The sequence below is a fragment of the Mycobacterium kubicae genome, from assembly GCF_015689175.1.
In the GTDB taxonomy this organism is placed as follows: domain Bacteria; phylum Actinomycetota; class Actinomycetes; order Mycobacteriales; family Mycobacteriaceae; genus Mycobacterium; species Mycobacterium kubicae.
The window spans coordinates 1,005,512-1,022,380 of record NZ_CP065047.1; the positions used below are offsets into that span (position 1 = coordinate 1,005,512).

General features: G+C 65.9%; 18 protein-coding genes and 1 tRNA gene. 4 read left to right on the forward strand and 15 right to left on the reverse strand.

The genetic code is table 11. The annotated features are described in order from the left end of the window. Positions 1–81: 81 nt before the first annotated feature. Genes I2456_RS04735 through I2456_RS04755 form a run of 5 tightly spaced genes read right to left on the reverse strand, consistent with a single transcriptional unit; the run spans position 82 to position 4,319 of the window. On the reverse strand, positions 82–1,107 hold the full coding sequence (locus tag I2456_RS04735; protein WP_068022850.1) for an NAD(P)H-dependent glycerol-3-phosphate dehydrogenase: 1,026 nt from the start codon (positions 1,105–1,107) through the stop codon (positions 82–84). Between the two features lie 55 nt (positions 1,108–1,162). Then, on the reverse strand, positions 1,163–2,644 hold the full coding sequence (locus I2456_RS04740) for a flavin-containing monooxygenase (RefSeq protein WP_371869907.1): 1,482 nt from the start codon (positions 2,642–2,644) through the stop codon (positions 1,163–1,165). A gap of 10 nt (positions 2,645–2,654) precedes the next feature. Beyond that, positions 2,655–3,272, reverse strand: a complete 618-nt coding sequence (locus I2456_RS04745) for an RES family NAD+ phosphorylase (protein WP_163703782.1) — start codon at positions 3,270–3,272, stop codon at positions 2,655–2,657. Beyond that, complete coding sequence (locus I2456_RS04750; protein ID WP_163703781.1) at positions 3,266–3,784, reverse strand: hypothetical protein; 519 nt, start codon at positions 3,782–3,784, stop codon at positions 3,266–3,268. The genes I2456_RS04745 and I2456_RS04750 overlap by 7 nt, the downstream gene beginning before the upstream one ends. A gap of 43 nt (positions 3,785–3,827) precedes the next feature. Then, a complete protein-coding gene (locus I2456_RS04755; RefSeq protein ID WP_068163760.1) occupies positions 3,828–4,319 on the reverse strand; it encodes a YajQ family cyclic di-GMP-binding protein in 492 nt (163 codons plus the stop codon). 70 nt (positions 4,320–4,389) lie between these two features. Here I2456_RS04755 and I2456_RS04760 point away from each other — a divergent pair. After that, positions 4,390–4,473, forward strand: a tRNA-Tyr gene (locus tag I2456_RS04760). Between the two features lie 433 nt (positions 4,474–4,906). Next, a complete protein-coding gene (locus I2456_RS04765; RefSeq protein WP_139823003.1) occupies positions 4,907–5,248 on the forward strand; it encodes a TFIIB-type zinc ribbon-containing protein in 342 nt (113 codons plus the stop codon). 589 nt (positions 5,249–5,837) lie between these two features. Here the strand turns inward: I2456_RS04765 and I2456_RS04770 are convergent. The 5 genes from I2456_RS04770 to I2456_RS04790 form a co-directional block, all read right to left on the reverse strand. Continuing rightward, positions 5,838–6,239, reverse strand: a complete 402-nt coding sequence (locus tag I2456_RS04770; RefSeq protein ID WP_085072858.1) for an SHOCT domain-containing protein — start codon at positions 6,237–6,239, stop codon at positions 5,838–5,840. A gap of 26 nt (positions 6,240–6,265) precedes the next feature. Beyond that, a complete protein-coding gene (locus tag I2456_RS04775; protein WP_139823004.1) occupies positions 6,266–7,219 on the reverse strand; it encodes an LLM class F420-dependent oxidoreductase in 954 nt (317 codons plus the stop codon). A 24-nt stretch (positions 7,220–7,243) separates the two neighbouring features. Continuing rightward, positions 7,244–8,221 (reverse strand): YihY/virulence factor BrkB family protein, encoded by a 978-nt coding sequence (locus I2456_RS04780; RefSeq protein ID WP_085072860.1) that lies wholly within the window; start codon positions 8,219–8,221, stop codon positions 7,244–7,246. Between the two features lie 111 nt (positions 8,222–8,332). Next, a complete protein-coding gene (locus I2456_RS04785) occupies positions 8,333–9,136 on the reverse strand; it encodes a mycofactocin-coupled SDR family oxidoreductase (RefSeq protein ID WP_068022104.1) in 804 nt (267 codons plus the stop codon). A gap of 36 nt (positions 9,137–9,172) precedes the next feature. Then, positions 9,173–9,397, reverse strand: a complete 225-nt coding sequence (locus I2456_RS04790; protein WP_139823005.1) for a hypothetical protein — start codon at positions 9,395–9,397, stop codon at positions 9,173–9,175. A 95-nt stretch (positions 9,398–9,492) separates the two neighbouring features. Between I2456_RS04790 and ligD the strand changes: the two genes are divergently transcribed. Further along, the gene (gene ligD / locus I2456_RS04795) at positions 9,493–10,452 is read left to right on the forward strand and encodes a non-homologous end-joining DNA ligase (protein WP_085072861.1); all 960 of its coding nucleotides are present in this window, start codon (positions 9,493–9,495) and stop codon (positions 10,450–10,452) included. A gap of 14 nt (positions 10,453–10,466) precedes the next feature. After that, a complete protein-coding gene (locus I2456_RS04800; RefSeq protein WP_068022098.1) occupies positions 10,467–10,766 on the forward strand; it encodes a hypothetical protein in 300 nt (99 codons plus the stop codon). Between the two features lie 46 nt (positions 10,767–10,812). On the opposite strand, the gene I2456_RS04805 is transcribed toward I2456_RS04800, so the two are convergent. The 5 genes from I2456_RS04805 to I2456_RS04825 all read right to left on the reverse strand — a co-directional run bounded on the left by I2456_RS04805 (position 10,813) and on the right by I2456_RS04825 (position 16,864). After that, the gene (locus I2456_RS04805; protein WP_085072862.1) at positions 10,813–11,526 is read right to left on the reverse strand and encodes an SDR family NAD(P)-dependent oxidoreductase; all 714 of its coding nucleotides are present in this window, start codon (positions 11,524–11,526) and stop codon (positions 10,813–10,815) included. A gap of 9 nt (positions 11,527–11,535) precedes the next feature. Continuing rightward, positions 11,536–12,855, reverse strand: a complete 1,320-nt coding sequence (locus tag I2456_RS04810) for a hypothetical protein (protein WP_241007863.1) — start codon at positions 12,853–12,855, stop codon at positions 11,536–11,538. A gap of 124 nt (positions 12,856–12,979) precedes the next feature. Further along, the gene (locus I2456_RS04815) at positions 12,980–13,894 is read right to left on the reverse strand and encodes a DMT family transporter (RefSeq protein WP_085072863.1); all 915 of its coding nucleotides are present in this window, start codon (positions 13,892–13,894) and stop codon (positions 12,980–12,982) included. Positions 13,895–13,954: 60 nt separating this feature from the next. Beyond that, positions 13,955–16,117 carry an FUSC family protein gene (locus I2456_RS04820; protein ID WP_085072888.1) on the reverse strand — a complete coding sequence of 721 codons (2,163 nt, stop codon included), beginning with the start codon at positions 16,115–16,117 and terminating at the stop codon, positions 13,955–13,957. A gap of 267 nt (positions 16,118–16,384) precedes the next feature. After that, a complete protein-coding gene (locus tag I2456_RS04825; RefSeq protein ID WP_085072864.1) occupies positions 16,385–16,864 on the reverse strand; it encodes a hypothetical protein in 480 nt (159 codons plus the stop codon). Positions 16,865–16,869: the final 5 nt, after the last annotated feature.

The window sequence follows — 16,869 nt, forward strand, 5'->3', positions numbered from 1 at the left end:
CCGCGGGGCAACCTGACGCGCCAGGTGCATAGCGAAGACAAATGTTCAATGTGCTATCGAATTCGGCGCGAGACTTGGAGACTAGAAACCCGATCCGTGTACCTCGTGTCCTGGGGTTTCCGCGATCAGGCCGCTGTATGCCTGCTCGACGGTGGAGCCGTGATTGATGACCGCATCGACTTCGCGGGCGATCGGCATGTTCAACCCGAATTCGTTGGCGAATTCCATGATGACGCTGGCCGCCTTCACACCTTCGGCGACTTGGTTCATCGAGGCGATGATCTCGTCGATGGGTTTGCCGGCACCGAGTTGTTCACCGACGTGGCGGTTGCGGCTGCGCTGGCTGGTACACGTCACGATCAGGTCACCCAGGCCGGCCAGGCCGGGGAAGGTTTCGCTCTTGCCGCCCACGGCCACACCCAGCTTCGTCATCTCGCGCAATGCGCGAGCGATCACCAGCGCGCGGGTGTTCTCGCCGATGCCCAGCGAGTAGCCCATCCCCACCGCGATCGCGAAGACATTCTTCAGCGCACCGGCCATCTCCACGCCGCACACGTCGTCGGTGGTGTAGACGCGGAAGCGTCGGGTGCGAAACAGCGTGGCGAGCCGAGTGGACAGGTGCTGGTCGGGCATGGCCAGCACCGCCGCGGCGGCATAGCCCTCGGCCACCTCGCGGGCGATGTTGGGACCGGCCAGGATGCCTGCCGGATGGCCGGGCAGAATCTCCTCGATGATCTGCGACATCCGCATGTTGGTGCCCTGCTCGAGCCCCTTGACCAGGGACACCACCGGCACCCAGGGCCGCAGTTCTCTGCTCAGCTCGGTCAGCACGCCCCGGAAGCCGTGGGACGGGACACCCATGACCACCACGTCGGCGCTGTTGGCGGCCTCGGTGAAGTCGGTGGTGGCGCGCAGCGTCTCGCTCAGGACGACGTCGTTGCCCAGGTAGCGGCTGTTGCGGTGGTTTTCGTTGATGTCCCTGGCGGTGTCTTCCGAGCGCACCCACTGCAGCGTCGGTCCCCGGCGGGCGCAGATGGACGCCACGGTGGTTCCCCAGGAACCGCCACCTAGGACAACGACGTTCGGTTCGCGCTTCTCGGCTGCCATGAGCATTAGATTATGGCCGTCGCGGGTCGTTTAGTAGGTGTTTGACGCGGCGACACTAGCCGGCCAACGCGGCCCGGTCACCGGCGCGGCCGAAGACCATCGCTTCCTCGATGCGGTCGAACCGGAAGTCGATGGCGTCGGCCAAGTAGTTCTGCCGAACGTTCCACGGCCGCTTGGTGCCGGACTTGGGCAGCTCGTGCACCGAGCGCTGGACGTAGCCGGCTTGAATGTCCCAGGACGGCTTCTCGGCCATCGGCTCGTCACCGCGATGTGGGCAGGCGCGGGTGTAGCCGTGGGAAGCCATGTAGGCCAACAGTTTTGCGGTGGCCCGCGCGGTCATGTCGGCCCGCAGCGTCCATGAGGCGTTCGTGTATCCCACACACCAGAACAGGTTGGGCACATCCTCGAGCATGTGCGCCTTGTACACGAAGCGGTCGCGGTGATTGACCGCAGCGCCGTCGATGCTGAGCGCGGTTCCGCCCAGGGCCTGCAGTTGCAGGCCGGTGGCGGTGACGATGATGTCCGCGTCGAGGTGCGCGCCCGACTTGAGCGCGATACCGGTGGCGTCGACATGGTCGATGTGGTCGGTGACCACCTCGGCGCGGCCCTCGGCGATCGCGTGGAACAGGTCGGCGTCGGGAATCAGGCACAATCGCTGATCCCACGGCTGGTAATGGGGCTTGAAGTGGGTGTCGACGTCGTAGCCGTCGGGCAGGCTCTGAATCGCCTTGCGCCGCAGTATCCACTTGATGAGTCCGGGAGTCTTGCGGGCGAAAAACCACAGCACCGCCTCGGTCAGCGCGCTGTACATCCGCACAACCAAGTGAGCGGGCTTGCACGGCAGGACTTTTCGCGCCACGGCCGCGACCTTGCCGTACTTGGACGCCGAGACGATGTAGGTGGGTGAGCGCTGCAGCATGACGACTTTCCCGGCCCGCTGCGCCAGCGACGGAACCAAGGTGATCGCGGTGGCGCCGCTGCCGATCACCACGATCGTCTTGCCGGTGTAATCGAGGTCTTCGGGCCAGTGCTGCGGGTGGATGACGGTGCCGCCGAACCGCTCGATGCCGGGGATCTGCGGGGTGTAGCCGGCGTCGTAGTTGTAGTAGCCGGTGCCGAAGAACAGGAACCGGGCCCGGTGATGCGCGAGGGCGCCGTCCCGTTCGACGGTGACCGTCCAGGTGTCGGTGGTGGAATCCCAATCCGCGGCGCGCACCTGGGTGTTGAACCGGATGTGGCGGTCGATGCCGTATTTGCGGGCGGTGTTGGTCAGGTACTCGCGGATGTGGACGCCGTCGGCGACGCCCTCTTCGCGGGTCCACGGCTCGAAGGGAAAGCTGAGCGTGAAGATGCTGCTGTCGGAGCGCACTCCCGGGTAGCGGAACAGGTCCCAGGTGCCGCCGATCTGCGCGCGGCGCTCGAGGATGGTGTAGCTCAGGTGCGGGTTGCGCTCGGTGAGCCGGTAGGCCGCGCCGAGGCCGGAGATTCCGGCGCCGACGATGATGACGTCGACATAGTCGGCCGCTTGGGAAGTCACGTTGACCAGATTAAGCAGGCTCCATCAGCACGTCGACGTGCAGGGGCGCACACCGGTCGATCAGCCAGATCTGGTCGGCCGGCCCAGCGAAGATGCGCGCGTGGTCGGGGTCTTGGGTGAACGAATCCGCGCAGCGGTCGCCGAAAAAGACGTAGGCCTTGGCGTCGTTGCACATCCGCGACATCCAGACCAAACCGTCCAGTCCCGCGTCGTGGGCGGCCTGCGCCCAGCGGACGGTGCCGGCATAGCTGGACGCCGGGCTTGCGGTGAGTTCGGCGGCGGTGACCTTGAGACGACGCAATCCTGTGCCGTGCAAGACCGCGACGCGCACCTTGCGGGTCACCTTCAGGCACACCAGCACCTTGGTGGCGTACTGGTCATAGGGCAGGACGCCGCCGTCCACCGGGATGTCGTGCAGCAACGTCTCGGCGATCGCGGCGTCTTCGGTTTCGGCGGCGTACATGATCGGGACTATGGGATCGCCGAAGAAGCCGAAGCGGGTGGGGGCGCCGAAGCCGGGATTGAAGTCCGTTGCGGTGCGCGTCGCGGTGAGTACCCGGTAGAGCAGGTGTCCCGTCGGCAGGGTCGCGGTGGCGGGGTCGAACGGGACCGGAGGCGGTTTCACCACGAAACGGCCATGGCCTCCGCTGCCACCGCGACAACGCGGTCTGGGTCGGTGACGAGGTGCGCTACCGGCCGATCGCCGTTGAAGTAGGTGGTGGGCGAGCACAACCACTGCACCAGGCCCGCCTCGGACCAGCCGTTGGTGTCGGCAAGCTCGCGCAATCGCGCGATGACGGCCAGGGGCTTGCCGTCGGGGCCGAATTGGAAGCCCGGGTAAGCCGGGTAGTTGCCCTGCCGGATGGCGATCAGGGCGCCGTTGCGGTGAGCGGTGGTGGCCAGGTTGCGCGGCGCGCTGGACCGGGAGCCCATGCGGGTACCGGCTTCGGTACTGGTCAGCATCCCGAACTCGGCTTCGATGCGGGCATACAGGTTGAGCTCGGCTTGCACCGCGCGCGCGACGGCGGGCTCGGTGTAGACGTTGACCGAGGACAGCGCCACGCCGACGGCACGCGCGCTGTCCCGGATGCGCTCGTGCGCGGCGGCCAGCTCGGCGACCAGGGCGTTCGTCGGAGTCATCGTGCAGTCCAGTCTACTGCACGAACCGCACGCTAGTTGCTGCTCAGCGGTAGTTCACGAACTGCACGGCGACGTCGAGGTCGGCGCCTTTGAGCAACGCTTGGACCGCCTGCAGGTCGTCGCGCTTCTTGCTGGTGACGCGAATCTCGTCGCCCTGGATCTGGGTTTTCACCGTCTTGGGTCCCTCGTCGCGGATCAGCTTGGTGATCTTCTTGGCGTTCTCGCTGTTGATGCCTTGCTTGAGGGTGCCGTTGACCTTGTAGGACTTGCCGGAGGCCTGCGGCTCCCCGGCGTCGAAGGCCTTCATCGAGATGTCGCGCCGGATCAACTTCTCCTTGAACACGTCGACGGCGGCCTTGACGCGCTCCTCGGTGGACGACGTCAGCTCGATGGCCTCCTCGCCCTTCCAGGCGATCGTGGTGTCGGTGCCGCGGAAGTCGAACCGGGTGGACAGCTCCTTGGCGGCTTGGTTGAGCGCATTGTCGACTTCCTGCCGGTCGATTTTGCTGACGATGTCGAACGATGAGTCCGCCATTCGATCCGTCCTTCCTCATCGGTGATAGCCGTTTGTGAACTGTCTACCCGGTCGTTGTACCCTGCTAGGCGGCAGGTTGCCCGAGCGGCCAATGGGAGCGGACTGTAAATCCGTCGCGAAAGCTTCACAGGTTCGAATCCTGTACCTGCCACCACCAGGCCAGACCACATTTTCCGGCCGCAATAGCTGTTCTGGAAGCCGTTGCCGTCCGCAGCAGTATCGGAAGGCAGCAGCAATGGCATCGAGGTCGTCGGGAATCAAGTGCCCGTAACGGTCCAGCTTGATCACGGGACGGTGACATGAGGTTCGGTAGTTGAGCGGATCACCGCTTCGGCCAGCGGACGACGCGAGTGGATTTCTGAGCTGGCGGCATAAGTCAGGACCTCTCTGGGTTGCAACTCCCTTGCGAACGCAGACATTCGTCACGAAGCAGTGCCCAACGGTTGCGGTTGCCCGGGCCCGCGCATGCGTCCCTGCTGAGCGCCGGAGATTAGTCCGTGCACCCTGCGATGCATTCGTATATGCGCATCCATCCATTGTTTGTTAACCTTGCAGTGAGTGGTTGCCCTTGCTGCTTAGGAGGCCCCGTGCAAGACAAGCGCGAATCATCGGAGATTAAAGAGGCGACGCTGCTGTGTCCACGGTGCGTGTCGCAGATGTTGCCGGTGCAGCGCTTTGGGGTGACGATCGATCAGTGCACCGGCTGTGGCGGCGTTTTCCTTGACCGGGGCGAACTGGAGCAACTCTCGGAGGCCGAGGCCAAGTTTTATACCGCCCAACAGGCACCGCCGGCGGGGTATGCGCCTCAGCCGTACCCAGCTCAGCCGGGGTACGTCGAAAGTCCCCGACCGAGAGGCTTTTTGGGTGGGCTGTTCGGCGAGGGCTATTACGGCGGTCGCCACGGAGGCTATCGTGGCGGGCATCACTAACACCCCGCGACGCTGCGGCGGGTCACAACCTTCGGGGGACGCGGAATGTATGTCGAGGGGGCGATCGCATCCCCAAGTTCGGCGAGCTTGGCGCCGATCGCCTGGGCACTCACCGCAGACCCTCTGGGCCGCACGGTAGTCTGGTAGGTCGGCGATGAACCGACAGACTTTTGATGTGGCCGGTCCAGTTCGGCCGCGAAGAAGGCGATTCTGTCTCCAACCGCGTTGGCCCATCGTGATTCAAAGTCGCATTCGAGTCTCTTGAGGTCAGCGGCTTTCAGTCGGAGTACCCGGTCGCCAGCCACTGTCGATCTGAGCCTGCCCGACCAATGTGCGGACGATTTCGGCGTGCCGACACCGAGTAGCCTGCTGATCGCTGAAATCGGCGACCATCCGGCTCTCGCGGCTCGGGGGCTAACGCCTCGACGTGCTCCCCTGACACGACTCCAGCCTTCCCAAGAAGTCGAGCCTCCGGCCATGCCGCGGGGGTTCACCAGCGCAGCATGCGTTGCCGAAGCGCCGAGAAGTGTGAACTGTAAAATCCATCGCGAAAGCCCCGCAGGTTCGAGTCCTGTACCTGCCACCAAGGTCAGAAACGGCCGTCGGTGTCGACGACCTGTTCGCGTTGGCGCGCGTATTCGGCCGGCGAGATGACGCCCGCGGCGCGCAGGGCCTCCAGCTGTTGCAGGCGCACCACCACGGCGTGGTGCCTCGAACTGTCCAATGGGTCTGACGACCGGTACGAACGAGCGGCCCGCACGCACAGCACGATTCCCGTCACCGCCAGAGTGGCGAAGACGAACGTGAGAACCATGTTGATGGTCTCGCCCTCGAAACACGTTCCGCCGCGCGTGCCGGTCCCGCAGGAATAGGAGCGGTTCGTTTCATCACGTGCCAGCCATTTGTAGCCGAAGAGGCAAGCCAGTGCCGCGAAGGCGGCGATGCCTACCGTCGCAATCACCATGTTCAGCCAGAACCCGGCTTTGGTCATGGCTTACGCTAACGCGCCGCAACGCCTCACTTGCCGCGATCTTGGGCAAACCCCAGCTGCGGTATCACCTCACCGGCAAACAGTTCCAGGTGCGCCAGATCGTCGATGTCCAGCAGTTGGGCGTAGACGCGCTGCACGCCCAACTCGCCCCACGGGCCCAGCTTGTCGACGATCTCACCCGGGGTGCCGACCAGCGGGCTGTTGGACCGCAGCTCGTCGACCTCGCGGCCGATCGCCGCTGCGCGGCGCGCCACCTCGGCGTCATCGCGGCCGGCGCAAAGCACGAAAGCGCTCGAGTAGACCATGGAATCGGCCGCTCGACCCGCCGCGGCCACCGCGTCGGCCACCCGCGCGAACTGGGTCTTGGTGACGTCCATCGGCGCGAAGGGAACGTTGAATTCGGTGGCGTACTGAGCCGCCAACGCCGGGGTGCGCTTGGCGCCCGTGCCGCCGATGACGATCGGCGGATGTGGGCCTTGCGTCGGCTTGGGCAGCGCCGGCGAGTCGGTCACGGTGTAGTGCTCGCCGGCGAAGTCGAACGTGTCGCCGGCCTTGGTGGTCCACAGCCCGGTGATGATCGCCAGCTGCTCAGTGAGCCGGTCGAAGCGCTCCCGCACCGAGGGAAACGGAATCCCGTACGCCTGGTGCTCTGCCTCGAACCAGCCGCTGCCCAGGCCGAATTCGACTCTGCCGCCGCTCATTTCGTCCACTTGTGCGACGGCGATCGCCAGCGGCCCCGGGTAACGGAACGTCGCCGACGTCACCAGCGTGCCCAGCCTGATCCGCGAGGTCTCGCGGGCGATCGCGCCCAGAGTCACCCAGGAATCGGTCGGTCCGGGCAGGCCGTCACCGCTCATCGCCAGGTAGTGGTCGGACCGGAAGAAGGCGGAGAAGCCAAGCTCCTCGGCGGCTTGGGCAACGGCGAGTTGGGTGGCGTAAGAAGCGCCTTGTTGGGGCTCGACGAACGCACGAAAGTCCATAGTTCCTTCCATGGCGCAACTACGTCAGGGCACGTTGGTGCTATCGCGATCGAGATCGTTGAACTTAACGCTGACTCGCTGAAAGCGTTTGACGCGTTCAGCTTTGGCCTTCCTGGTGTACGTCTTGCGGTCAGCCGTTGTCAATTCCGCTTCGTCGGTGAAGGGGGTGAGCAACGCCCGCGGGTACAGCCGCTCCACCAGCACAACGTTGATCTCGGCGCACAGCACCAGCGTCGATGACACCAGGAACAAGAACGCCAACATGCCCAGCACCAGGGCGAAGACGCTGTTGGTGGCACTGGCCGACTTCACCACATGCCCGACGTAACCGGCGCCGAACCATTGCAAGATCTGCCAGATGAACGCCGCGGCAAGCGCTCCCGGCAACACCTGTCGGTAGGTCAGTTCCCGCGTCGTGGTGACACGGAAGGCGACCAGGCAGATGAAGGCGTTGATTCCCACCGCGACCAGGGAGACACCGATCTTGCCGAACGGGCCCAGCCATCCGGTCGCGTGACCAATCCCGGACAAGACGGTGGCCGTGATGGCCGCCGAACCCAGCACCAACAGCAGCATCAAGCTGCGTCGGCGGGACCGGAACGGATCGGGACGGTTGTTGCGCGGCACGTCCCACACCGAGTTCATCGCGTTCTGCACCGCTTGGCCGACGCCCAGCCCGCCGTAGAGCGCGCCGAGGACACCGACGATGACAGCGGTCGTTCCGCCGCTGAGCCCCTCGGGTTGATGCAGCTGGCTGCCGATGACCGGGAACTGGCTGAGCGTGCTCTGCAGTATCTGAGCTTGCAGCTCAGGGTGACCGGCCAGCAACACCCCAAGGCCGGTGGTCAGCAACAGCAGCAGCGGAAACAGCGAGACGAAGGCGTAGTAGGTGATCAGGGCGGCCAGATAGCCACCCTGGTCATCGAGGTACTTGTAGATGACCGCGATGACCAGCCCCAGGGCGCGGTTACGTCGCTGCAGCTTGTCCAGCCAGCCGACCATTGCCGATCACTTCATCCCCACCAGAAGCCGACACCCTAGTCAAGGGCTGCCGGGGGTCTACCCGAAATCGCCGACGGCCAACCTCGCTGGTAGACCGCCCGCCGCGATGGGTCAGTGAATGCGGGCGCTCCCGCCCAACCCGATCTCCAGCACACTTCCGGTGATCACACCCGGATCGGTGACCAGGTACACCACTGCGCGGCTGACGTCTTCGGGCTGCAGCCACGGCTGCGGAATCGGGTTGGCCTTCATCATGCGGCGTACCAGGTCGTCGGGAATATCGTCGCCACCCGCCGGCTGCACCATCGGCGTCTGTGTCGTAGTCGGACAGACGACATTGATCGTGATGCCTTCTTTGGCGACTTCCAGAGCCGCGGATTTGGCCAGCCCGATTACCCCCCACTTGGTGGCGTTGTAGGCGGCAAGCTCGGGAATGCCCATCCGGCCACCCATCGAGGAGGTCACCACGATCCTGCCGAACCGTTGCTGTCGCATCACGGGGATGGCGGCGCGCAACGTGTGGAAGGCGCCGCTGAGGTTGGTGTCGATCAACTGCTGCCAGACGTGGTCGCTGACTTCTTCGAGCAACCCGGTGCTGACGATGCCCGCGTTGGCCACCACGACGTCCAGGCTGCCTAACTCCTGATGAGTCTGCTGCACCGCGGCGTCCACTTGCGCGGGGTCGCGCACATCGACCGTCAGCGACAGGCAGCGCCGTCCCAGCTCTTCGACCAGTTTGGCGGTGTGTCGCAGGTCGTCCTCGGTGCCCAGCGGATAGGTCAGGTCCTTCATCGGGCCCGGCGCATCCGCCACGGCGATGTCGGCACCTTCGGCGGCCAACGCCAGCGCGTGCGAGCGTCCCTGTCCGCGGGCCCCTCCGGTGATCAGTGCGACGCGTCCATCCAAAGCACCCATAGCCCGCTACGTTAGTTGCCGCATCAGATCAGCGGCTCAGCGCTGGTAGTGCGGAGGGTTGGGTTTGGGGATGCACACGCCACGCACGCAACCCAGGACGCCGCGGATGGGCGGCGGGGGCGCCACTCGAGGCGGCTGCTGGCAAGCAGCGGCTTGGCAGGGGTCGGGGGCCGGCGGATCGGCTTGCGCCACCGGCGCACCAGCCAGCGCTACTGCACACGCCGCCACTGCTCCGGCGCACAGGACCTTGAGCTTGATCACTCGAGCGCCTCCTCGATAAGCGGCAGTGCAGCCTCAACGATAGCGCGCGTAATGGTTCGGCGGTGTTAACGCGAAGTCGCGCATAGGCTTAGCAAATGAGCGCCGGGGAACAGCGCGCCGGAGTCGAGTTGACCAATCTGGATCAGCCGTTGAGTCCGGATGCCGGGGCCACCAAGCGGGACCTGGTCGATTACCTGGACGCGGTGGCCGACAGGATGCTGCCCGGTCTGGCTGGCCGGCCCCTCACCGTGCTGCGGGTGCTGCGTGGCCGTGCGCCGTTCATGCAGAAGAACGTCCCCAAGTACACCCCGGAGTGGGTGCGGACGGTGTCGATCTGGGCCGAGGCCTCTCATCGCGAGGTGCACTACCCGGTCTGCGACGACAGGCGCACCCTGTTGTGGTTTGCCAATCAGCGCGCCGTCGAATACCACCCGGCGTTGGGCTTGGCCGACAACATCTATCGGCCCACGCATCTCGTGCTCGATCTCGATCCGCCCACCGGCGCTGACTTCGCCGCGGTGGTCACGGCGGCGCATCTGGTGCGCCAGGCCCTTGCCGATTGCGGGCTTGCCGGCTCGGTGAAAACCAGCGGCGCCAAAGGCATTCACGTGTTCGTTCCGATCGACCACAGCTGCCCGGTCGACGACGTGGCGGCGGCCACGCGCGCCCTGGCCGCCCGCGCGGAAGAAATCGACCCGGCCGCGGCCACAACGGCTTTCATCGTCGAGGACCGCGCGGGCAAGGTGTACATCGACTCCACGCGCGCCGGGGGTGCGACCGTCGCCGCCCCCTACAGCCCGCGGTTGCGCCCGGGGACTCCGGTGTCGTTCCCGTTGGACTGGTCGGACCTCGACCGGGTGCAGCCGGCTGACTTCACTGTGCACACGGCCATCGATGCCCTGTCGGGGCGCGACCCGTGGGCGGAGTCGATGGTCACGCCGCAACGCCTGCCGGACGATCTCATCGCGCAAGGACGTACTATTCCTGTTGCCAGGGTGGCCGCCATGCATGAGGGAAAGCGACGGGCCCGGGCGCGACGGGCCCAGGAGAATTGAGGAGCAGCGCTCAATTGTCGACGTTCAAGCGGTACCTCGGGATCCAGCTGATGATGTTCATCTTCGGCATCGTCGGCCCCATATTTCTGGTCATGTTTTTTGCGTCGCAACCGGATCCGACGGTCCGATGGGCTTATTGGGCGGGGCTTTTCATCACCTACGGCGACATCGTGATCGCGCTGGCCCTGACCAAGGCGACCGGTGACGACAGCAAGGGCCCGGCCGATGTCCGCCTCGCGGTGTCGGCGGCCAAGCGCATGCAGGGCCGGCGCGGTTCGGGCCTGGACTTCCTCAACTACACCTCGTCGGACTAGCCTTGCGGCTCAACGCTATTCGGGCGCAGGCCCGGGAAAGGTCGCGTCACTGTCCGGCGCTTTGGCCGCCGTCGACGTGCAGGATCTCCCCGGTGATGAAGGAGGCGCTTTCCAGGTAGAGAACTGCGTCGACGACGTCGCCGATTTCGCCGAGGCGGCCCAAGGGATGCATCTTGGCCAGGAAGTCATGGGACGTGGCGTCATGCATGGGCGTGCGGATGTTGCCCAGGGCGACGGCGTTGACCCGAATTCCCCGGCCCGCGTACTCGATCGCCAATGCTCTGGTGGCCGCGTTGAGCCCGCCCTTGGTCAGCGACGCCAGCACCGACGGCACTTGCGAGTTGGGTTGGTCGACCAGGCTGGTGGAGATGTTGACCAGATGACCACCGCCCTCGCGGGTCAACATCGCGGCGATGGCCGCACGCGAAACCTCAAAGAAGCCACGCAGATTCACTCCGGTGACCGCGTCGTAGTCGGCGTCAGTGTATTCGGTGAACGGCTTGGGAACGAAGATGCCGGCGTTGTTGACCACGGTGTGGACGCCACCGAATCGCTGAACCGCGGCGTCGACGATCTGTTGGCCCACGCCCGGTTGCGCGACGTCGCCGGCCACGGCGAGCACCATCGGATCATCGGCCTGCTCAATGCGGCGCGAGTTGGCGACCACCGCGTAGCCTCGCGCACGGTAGCCCGCGACCAGCGCCTCGCCTATTCCTTGTGAGGCGCCGGTGATGATGGCGACGCGTTGGGCATCCGTCATTGGCGAAGTCTAGAACCAGGGGCCCGGGTATCGGCCGTCTGCGTCTTGCACCAAGAGTATTTCGCGGCACTCACCGGCTTGGCTGGCCTCGGTCTCCCCACGGCAGACCAACGTCCAGCCCGAGATCCGCCCGAACGGCCGGCCCGACCAGTTGGTCGCGATCGGGTTGGTGGCTGGCAAAGCCAGCACCGAGTAGGTGTTGCCGGTGTTGGTGACATAGAGGTGGTCGCCGAAGAACGCCATCTTCGCAATGGGTAGCTTCTTGGCTTCCTCGCGGTCGCGCAGCAGGTCCCACTGCTGGGTGCGCAGATTCCACACGCCGAAGCCGAACTGAGAAGTGTTGGAGCCGCGCCCGTCGATGAAGAGCTTGCCGTCTGACAAGGTCGCGGCCAGGCCGCCGCCGGAAACCTTCTCCGAGTCGCCGATCTTGATCAGTGATCGCGAATTGAGGTCGAAGAACATGGTGGACAGGACCGGGGGAGTGTGGGAGTCCCAGCGGGTCAGCTTCACGAGTCGGTCTGGTCCGTCGAATAGCTCACCGTCGACGGTGGAGATGTCGTTGTCCTGGAATACCGGTTCACCGGTGGGCAAGCGCAACTCCGCCCCGAAGGTGTTGGCCGGCACGGTGCTGCGCTGAAAGGACAGCACGTCCTGCCACACCTGCCCCGGTTGCGGGTCGTCCCACATGGTCACCAGGTCGGTGTTGGACAACATCACCGTGCGCGGCGGCGAGGCCGCGCCGCGCGCATCGGTGAAGGCGTTGACCCAGGCCACCCCGACCGGTGTGGGGGAGACGCGCCACTGGTTGGCCGTGCCCAGCTTGACCTCCGGTGTCGGCGGCTTTATCTCCTTGGTGGCCAGCGGCTGGTTGGACTTGAGGTCGAACACATAGGCCGTCGTCTTGGCAGCCTCTGGTGCCGTTCCCGGCATGGAGGTGGTGACGACATAGACGACCTTGATGTCACCGACGGTGTTGGTCAGGGCACACATGGCGCCGGTGACCGTTTCACCGACGGGAATGGCGGGGACAGCCGGCGCGATCAAATCCGCGGTTTTCGTGTCGAGCACTTTGGGCCGGATGTCCTCGAGTGCGGATTTGCTGGCGGAGAATTCATTGGGGCAGCCGAAGTAGACGGTTCCGCCGTAGCTCTTCCAATCTTTTGCCAGCGGGCTGACGTGCGGCGCAGGCGGGGCGGCAGAACTCGGCGCGGGTCGCTTTGTCGAGGTGGTGGGCGCGGCCGCGGGTGGTGAAACGGTTGCTGAAGTGGAGCAGGACGCCAGCGCTAAGCATGCGACCGACAGCACGATCGCACGTCTGTATTTGGACACCGATATCCCCTTTAGCACACTCACCAGCGTTCCCCCCGCTAAGCCCTGTGGCGCATCGAGCGTAAAGGCATTCGGTGCTGACGGCGAATCGTGGTTTGCGGTGTTGAGCTCAGCTTCGACCGACTCAGACGGCATGCAACTGAGGCGGCACGCTCGAGTGCGTCGCGGCCTCCTCGGTGTGTGCGCCTTCTTCCCGGCCGAGCGCAATGGTCGCGGCGGCCATCGCACCGACCGCTATGGGTAACGCCACCAATCCGACGCCGTGCACCACCAGGTGTTCGCCCAGCACGACGATGCCGAGCAATACCGCGACGACCGGTTCGCCGACCAGCATGATCGGTACCGACGCCTGTAGGGACCCGGCGCGAAAAGCCCACTGCTGCAACACCGTTACCGCAACCGCCAGCACGACAAGCAGGTAAGGCGCGGGAACGGTGAGCATGTGGTGCCAGCTGCCGACCGCGAATCGATGCGTACAGATCTTGGTCAGCACTGCGATCATGCCGAGTCCGACCGCCACGGCTACGCCCAAGGAGGTTGCACGCACCCGACCCACGGTGCGGCGCGCCGCCACCACACAGATCACCACCACCGGAACCACAACGCTGAGTGCCAGGGCCCACGATGGAACCGGGGGTCGGTAGTGCCCCTCGCGTGGTTGTCCCACCAGCACGAAGACCGCCAACGCGGCAGTCAGAAGTATCGCCCAGCCCCACTCGGAACCGGTGACGCGATTACCCGAGCGCCAGGCGCTCAGCGGCAGTACAAACAGCAGCGACGACACCAACAAGGGTTGCACCAGCAACAGAGACCCGTGCGCCAGGGCGATCGCCTGAAAGGCGTACCCGGCGGCCGCCGCAGCCGTGCCCGCCCACCACAATCCGTCCCTGAGCACGCCCGGTATCAGCGCAGTAGCAGACCGCTCATCGGCCACAGGGCGTTGCAGGGCGGCTTGCCGAACAACGATGCCCACTGCCGCAACCAACGCTGCCAGCAACGCCGATCCGATCGCCGTCGCGTGTGAGAACACCCACCCCATCCCTCTGAGATACCCCGCGGTGCGGTCGGTGACTCCACCAGCCTGCGAAAGGCCCCCGGCCTACGTTGCGCTGACGGTTTTGGCCCCGGCGTCGACGCCCAACTGCGTGGCCGCGGTGACGACGGCGCGTTCGATGCGGCGTAGCGCATATACCGCGGTCAACATGCGTCGGGTGTTTTCGCTCGGCTCGCCGCCCTCGTCTTGCTGGCGCGTCAAAGTCTCTGCGGTGTCGAGCAAGTCAGCCACAGGTTCGAGGCGAGCGTCCCGGTCGCCGTCCAGCGCGGCGATCAACGCCTCCACGTTGTGCCGGGTGCGCTGCGCGGCGGCGGTGACCGCGCTGGACAACTCACCGGAGCAGTGCGGGTCCTCGTATTGCTCGCTGCTGCGGGCCAAGTCGCGCGCGTAGTGATCGCAGGCGGTGAACAATTGCAGGCCGCGCTGAATGCTGCGTCGGGCCGTGATGCCGGCGACCCCGGCGAGTAGCGGCTTGGCGGTGGTCCGGAATTGTTGCAGGTCCCGGTCCAGTTGTCGCGCCTGCTCGGTGGGACTACCGGCGTCGTCGTCGTCGAACATGGCGGCCACGGAGGTCTCGATCAAGCCGGCCAGCGTGGTCAGGAACGCGCGGGTGTCGTTGCGGATGGTGGTTCGGCTGTTGGTCGGCAGCACCAGGATCGCGCAGGCGACACCGATGACAGCGCCGATCGCGGTCTCCTCGATGCGCAGCATCAGCACGTCGAAGGTGAATTGACCGAGCAGCCCGTACATCAGCGCCAGCATGGTGGTGATCCAGAACGTCATGAGGCTGTAGGTGACCTGCATGAAGTAGAAGGCGCAGAACAGGCAGACGAAAATCATTGCCAGCGAACCGATTTTGTCACCGGAGAACAGCGTGGCGACCAGCACACCGCAGGGCACGCCGAGCACCGTGCCGAGCAGTCGCTGCCACCCCTTGGTCAAGGTCTCACCCCAGGAATTGGTGCCGGCGAAGATCACAAACGCCGCGATCACCGCCCAGTACCAGCGGGCGGGGGAGGCCAACTCCCCGGTGATGATGGCCAAGGAGGCGGCCACCGACACCTGGATCGCTTGCCGAGTCGTAGGAAGTAGGGCGCGCCGCGGTGTTTGGCCCGGGCCTGCGGCGTCGGTCTCGTCCTGCTCTTGGCTTGCGGCGTCGGACCCCTGCGCGGCAGCGTGTGCGACGAGCGCGCGAGCTTCCGCGGTCGCTTTCGCTGCGGCGATGATCGCCAGGGCGACGCGACGGACGGCGGCTTGGCCCGGTTCGTTGGCCGGTTCGTTGGCCGGTTCGTTGGCCGGTTCGTCGGCAGCCGACGGCTTCGGGCGAGTCTCCAGCAGCCGCTGGGCGCGGTCGGCGGCGCGTTGCAGGCCGCCGGATTGCGGCACCCGGATGGCGATGGCCAACTGGGTGAGCGTCTGCGCGAGTTCGGCGCGCAGCGTCGGCGGGATGTCGGCGCCCAGGGCCGCAGCCCGCTGACCGGCGATCGCGACCCACTCGACGGCCAGCTCGGCGTCGAACAGCCACGGCGATAGGTGCGCACCGGCCACCCCAGGCCACAACGTCGCCGGGTTGAATTCGTCTTCGATCTGGCTTTGCACCATCAGCGCGGTCTCGTTCAGCCGGGCGATCCGGGTGCGCATGCGGCGTCGGCGGCGTTCGTCGAGCGAGCCGGACCGCAGCGCGTCGGCGGTGGTGTCGACCACAATGGCCATCCGCGCCCGCAGCGAGCGAATCGTGGCCCGCAGCACCCGTTCCGGTCGATCCGGCAGCACGTAGGTGCCCATCAGGAAGGTGCACAGCGTGCCGACCAGGACGGCACCGATCATCCACGGCAACTCCGCCGGGGCCGCGTGCAGATACAACGTGAAGAAGTAAGCCATGAACGCGACCATGCCCAGCGCTCGACCGCGCGGCCCGAAGCGGCGGATGTAAACCGCGACGAAGACGATCACCACAAACATGACCTCGGCGGCGATCTGGTGCGGCGCCAGCAGCGCGGCGGCGGCGATGGATAGCGAGGCCGGCACCGGCAGCAACGCCATGGTGATCCGCTGCTGACGCGGGTCGGGCTCGTTGACCGAGCGGGAGGCGATCATCGTGATCAGGACACCGAGCAAGGCGACGGTCAGCGGCTGCCCGGTCGCTCGGGTCAACAGGAACAACGCCAGCAGCGAGCAGGCCAGTGCGGCGGTCGTACGAGTCGCCATTCGCAGCCGCAACAGGCCGGGATCCGAGCCGACCGCCCAGATGCGGGCTCGCTGAACCCGGGTGACCAGCTCCGATGGCCCCTGGGTGGGCCGGGCGTCGCCGGGCTCGAGCGGGGTAACCGGAAGGCCGCGCTCGTCCACGCCGTACCGACCGGGCACCGGGAGCCGCCTTTCTGGTGTTTAGTCCGACTATCCATGGTGACCCCGCGCGGCCGTAACGGCCAATTCGTCAAGGATGTGCTAGAGGCGATGTCCACCCGGCGCGGCTCAGGCCGGGGTGAAGCGGACCGCTGCGAGCTTGAGCCGTTCGATCGCCTCGGCGAATTCCTCGTGCGTCGGGATGCGCTGCTCGCGAAACTTCAGTCCCATCAGGCGCTGCGCCCGGTTGGGCCCGTAGGACTGCGCACACCGCAGGTAGAGACCGGGCAGCTGGGCACGGTCGGTGACGAGCTCACCGCGCATGCGGGTGGTCTTGCCGCCGTGCAACACGTCGACCGGGGCGCCGTCGCGGAAGTTCGCTTTCCATCCGGCGCCGGCCAGCGCATAGAGATCACCGTCGATCAGGTGGGCGCTCACCGGAATTGAGAACTGCCGCCCGGACTTTCGGCCGGTGAAGTTCAACACCATCAATTGCTTGCGCAGCGGACCTGCGAGCGGCGTGCGCAGCAAGTTGCCCAAGATCGGGTTGACCACCCGCAGCAGGGCGGACGGCGGATGCCCGACATCTACCGCGTGCTGCTGTGCCATCGGAG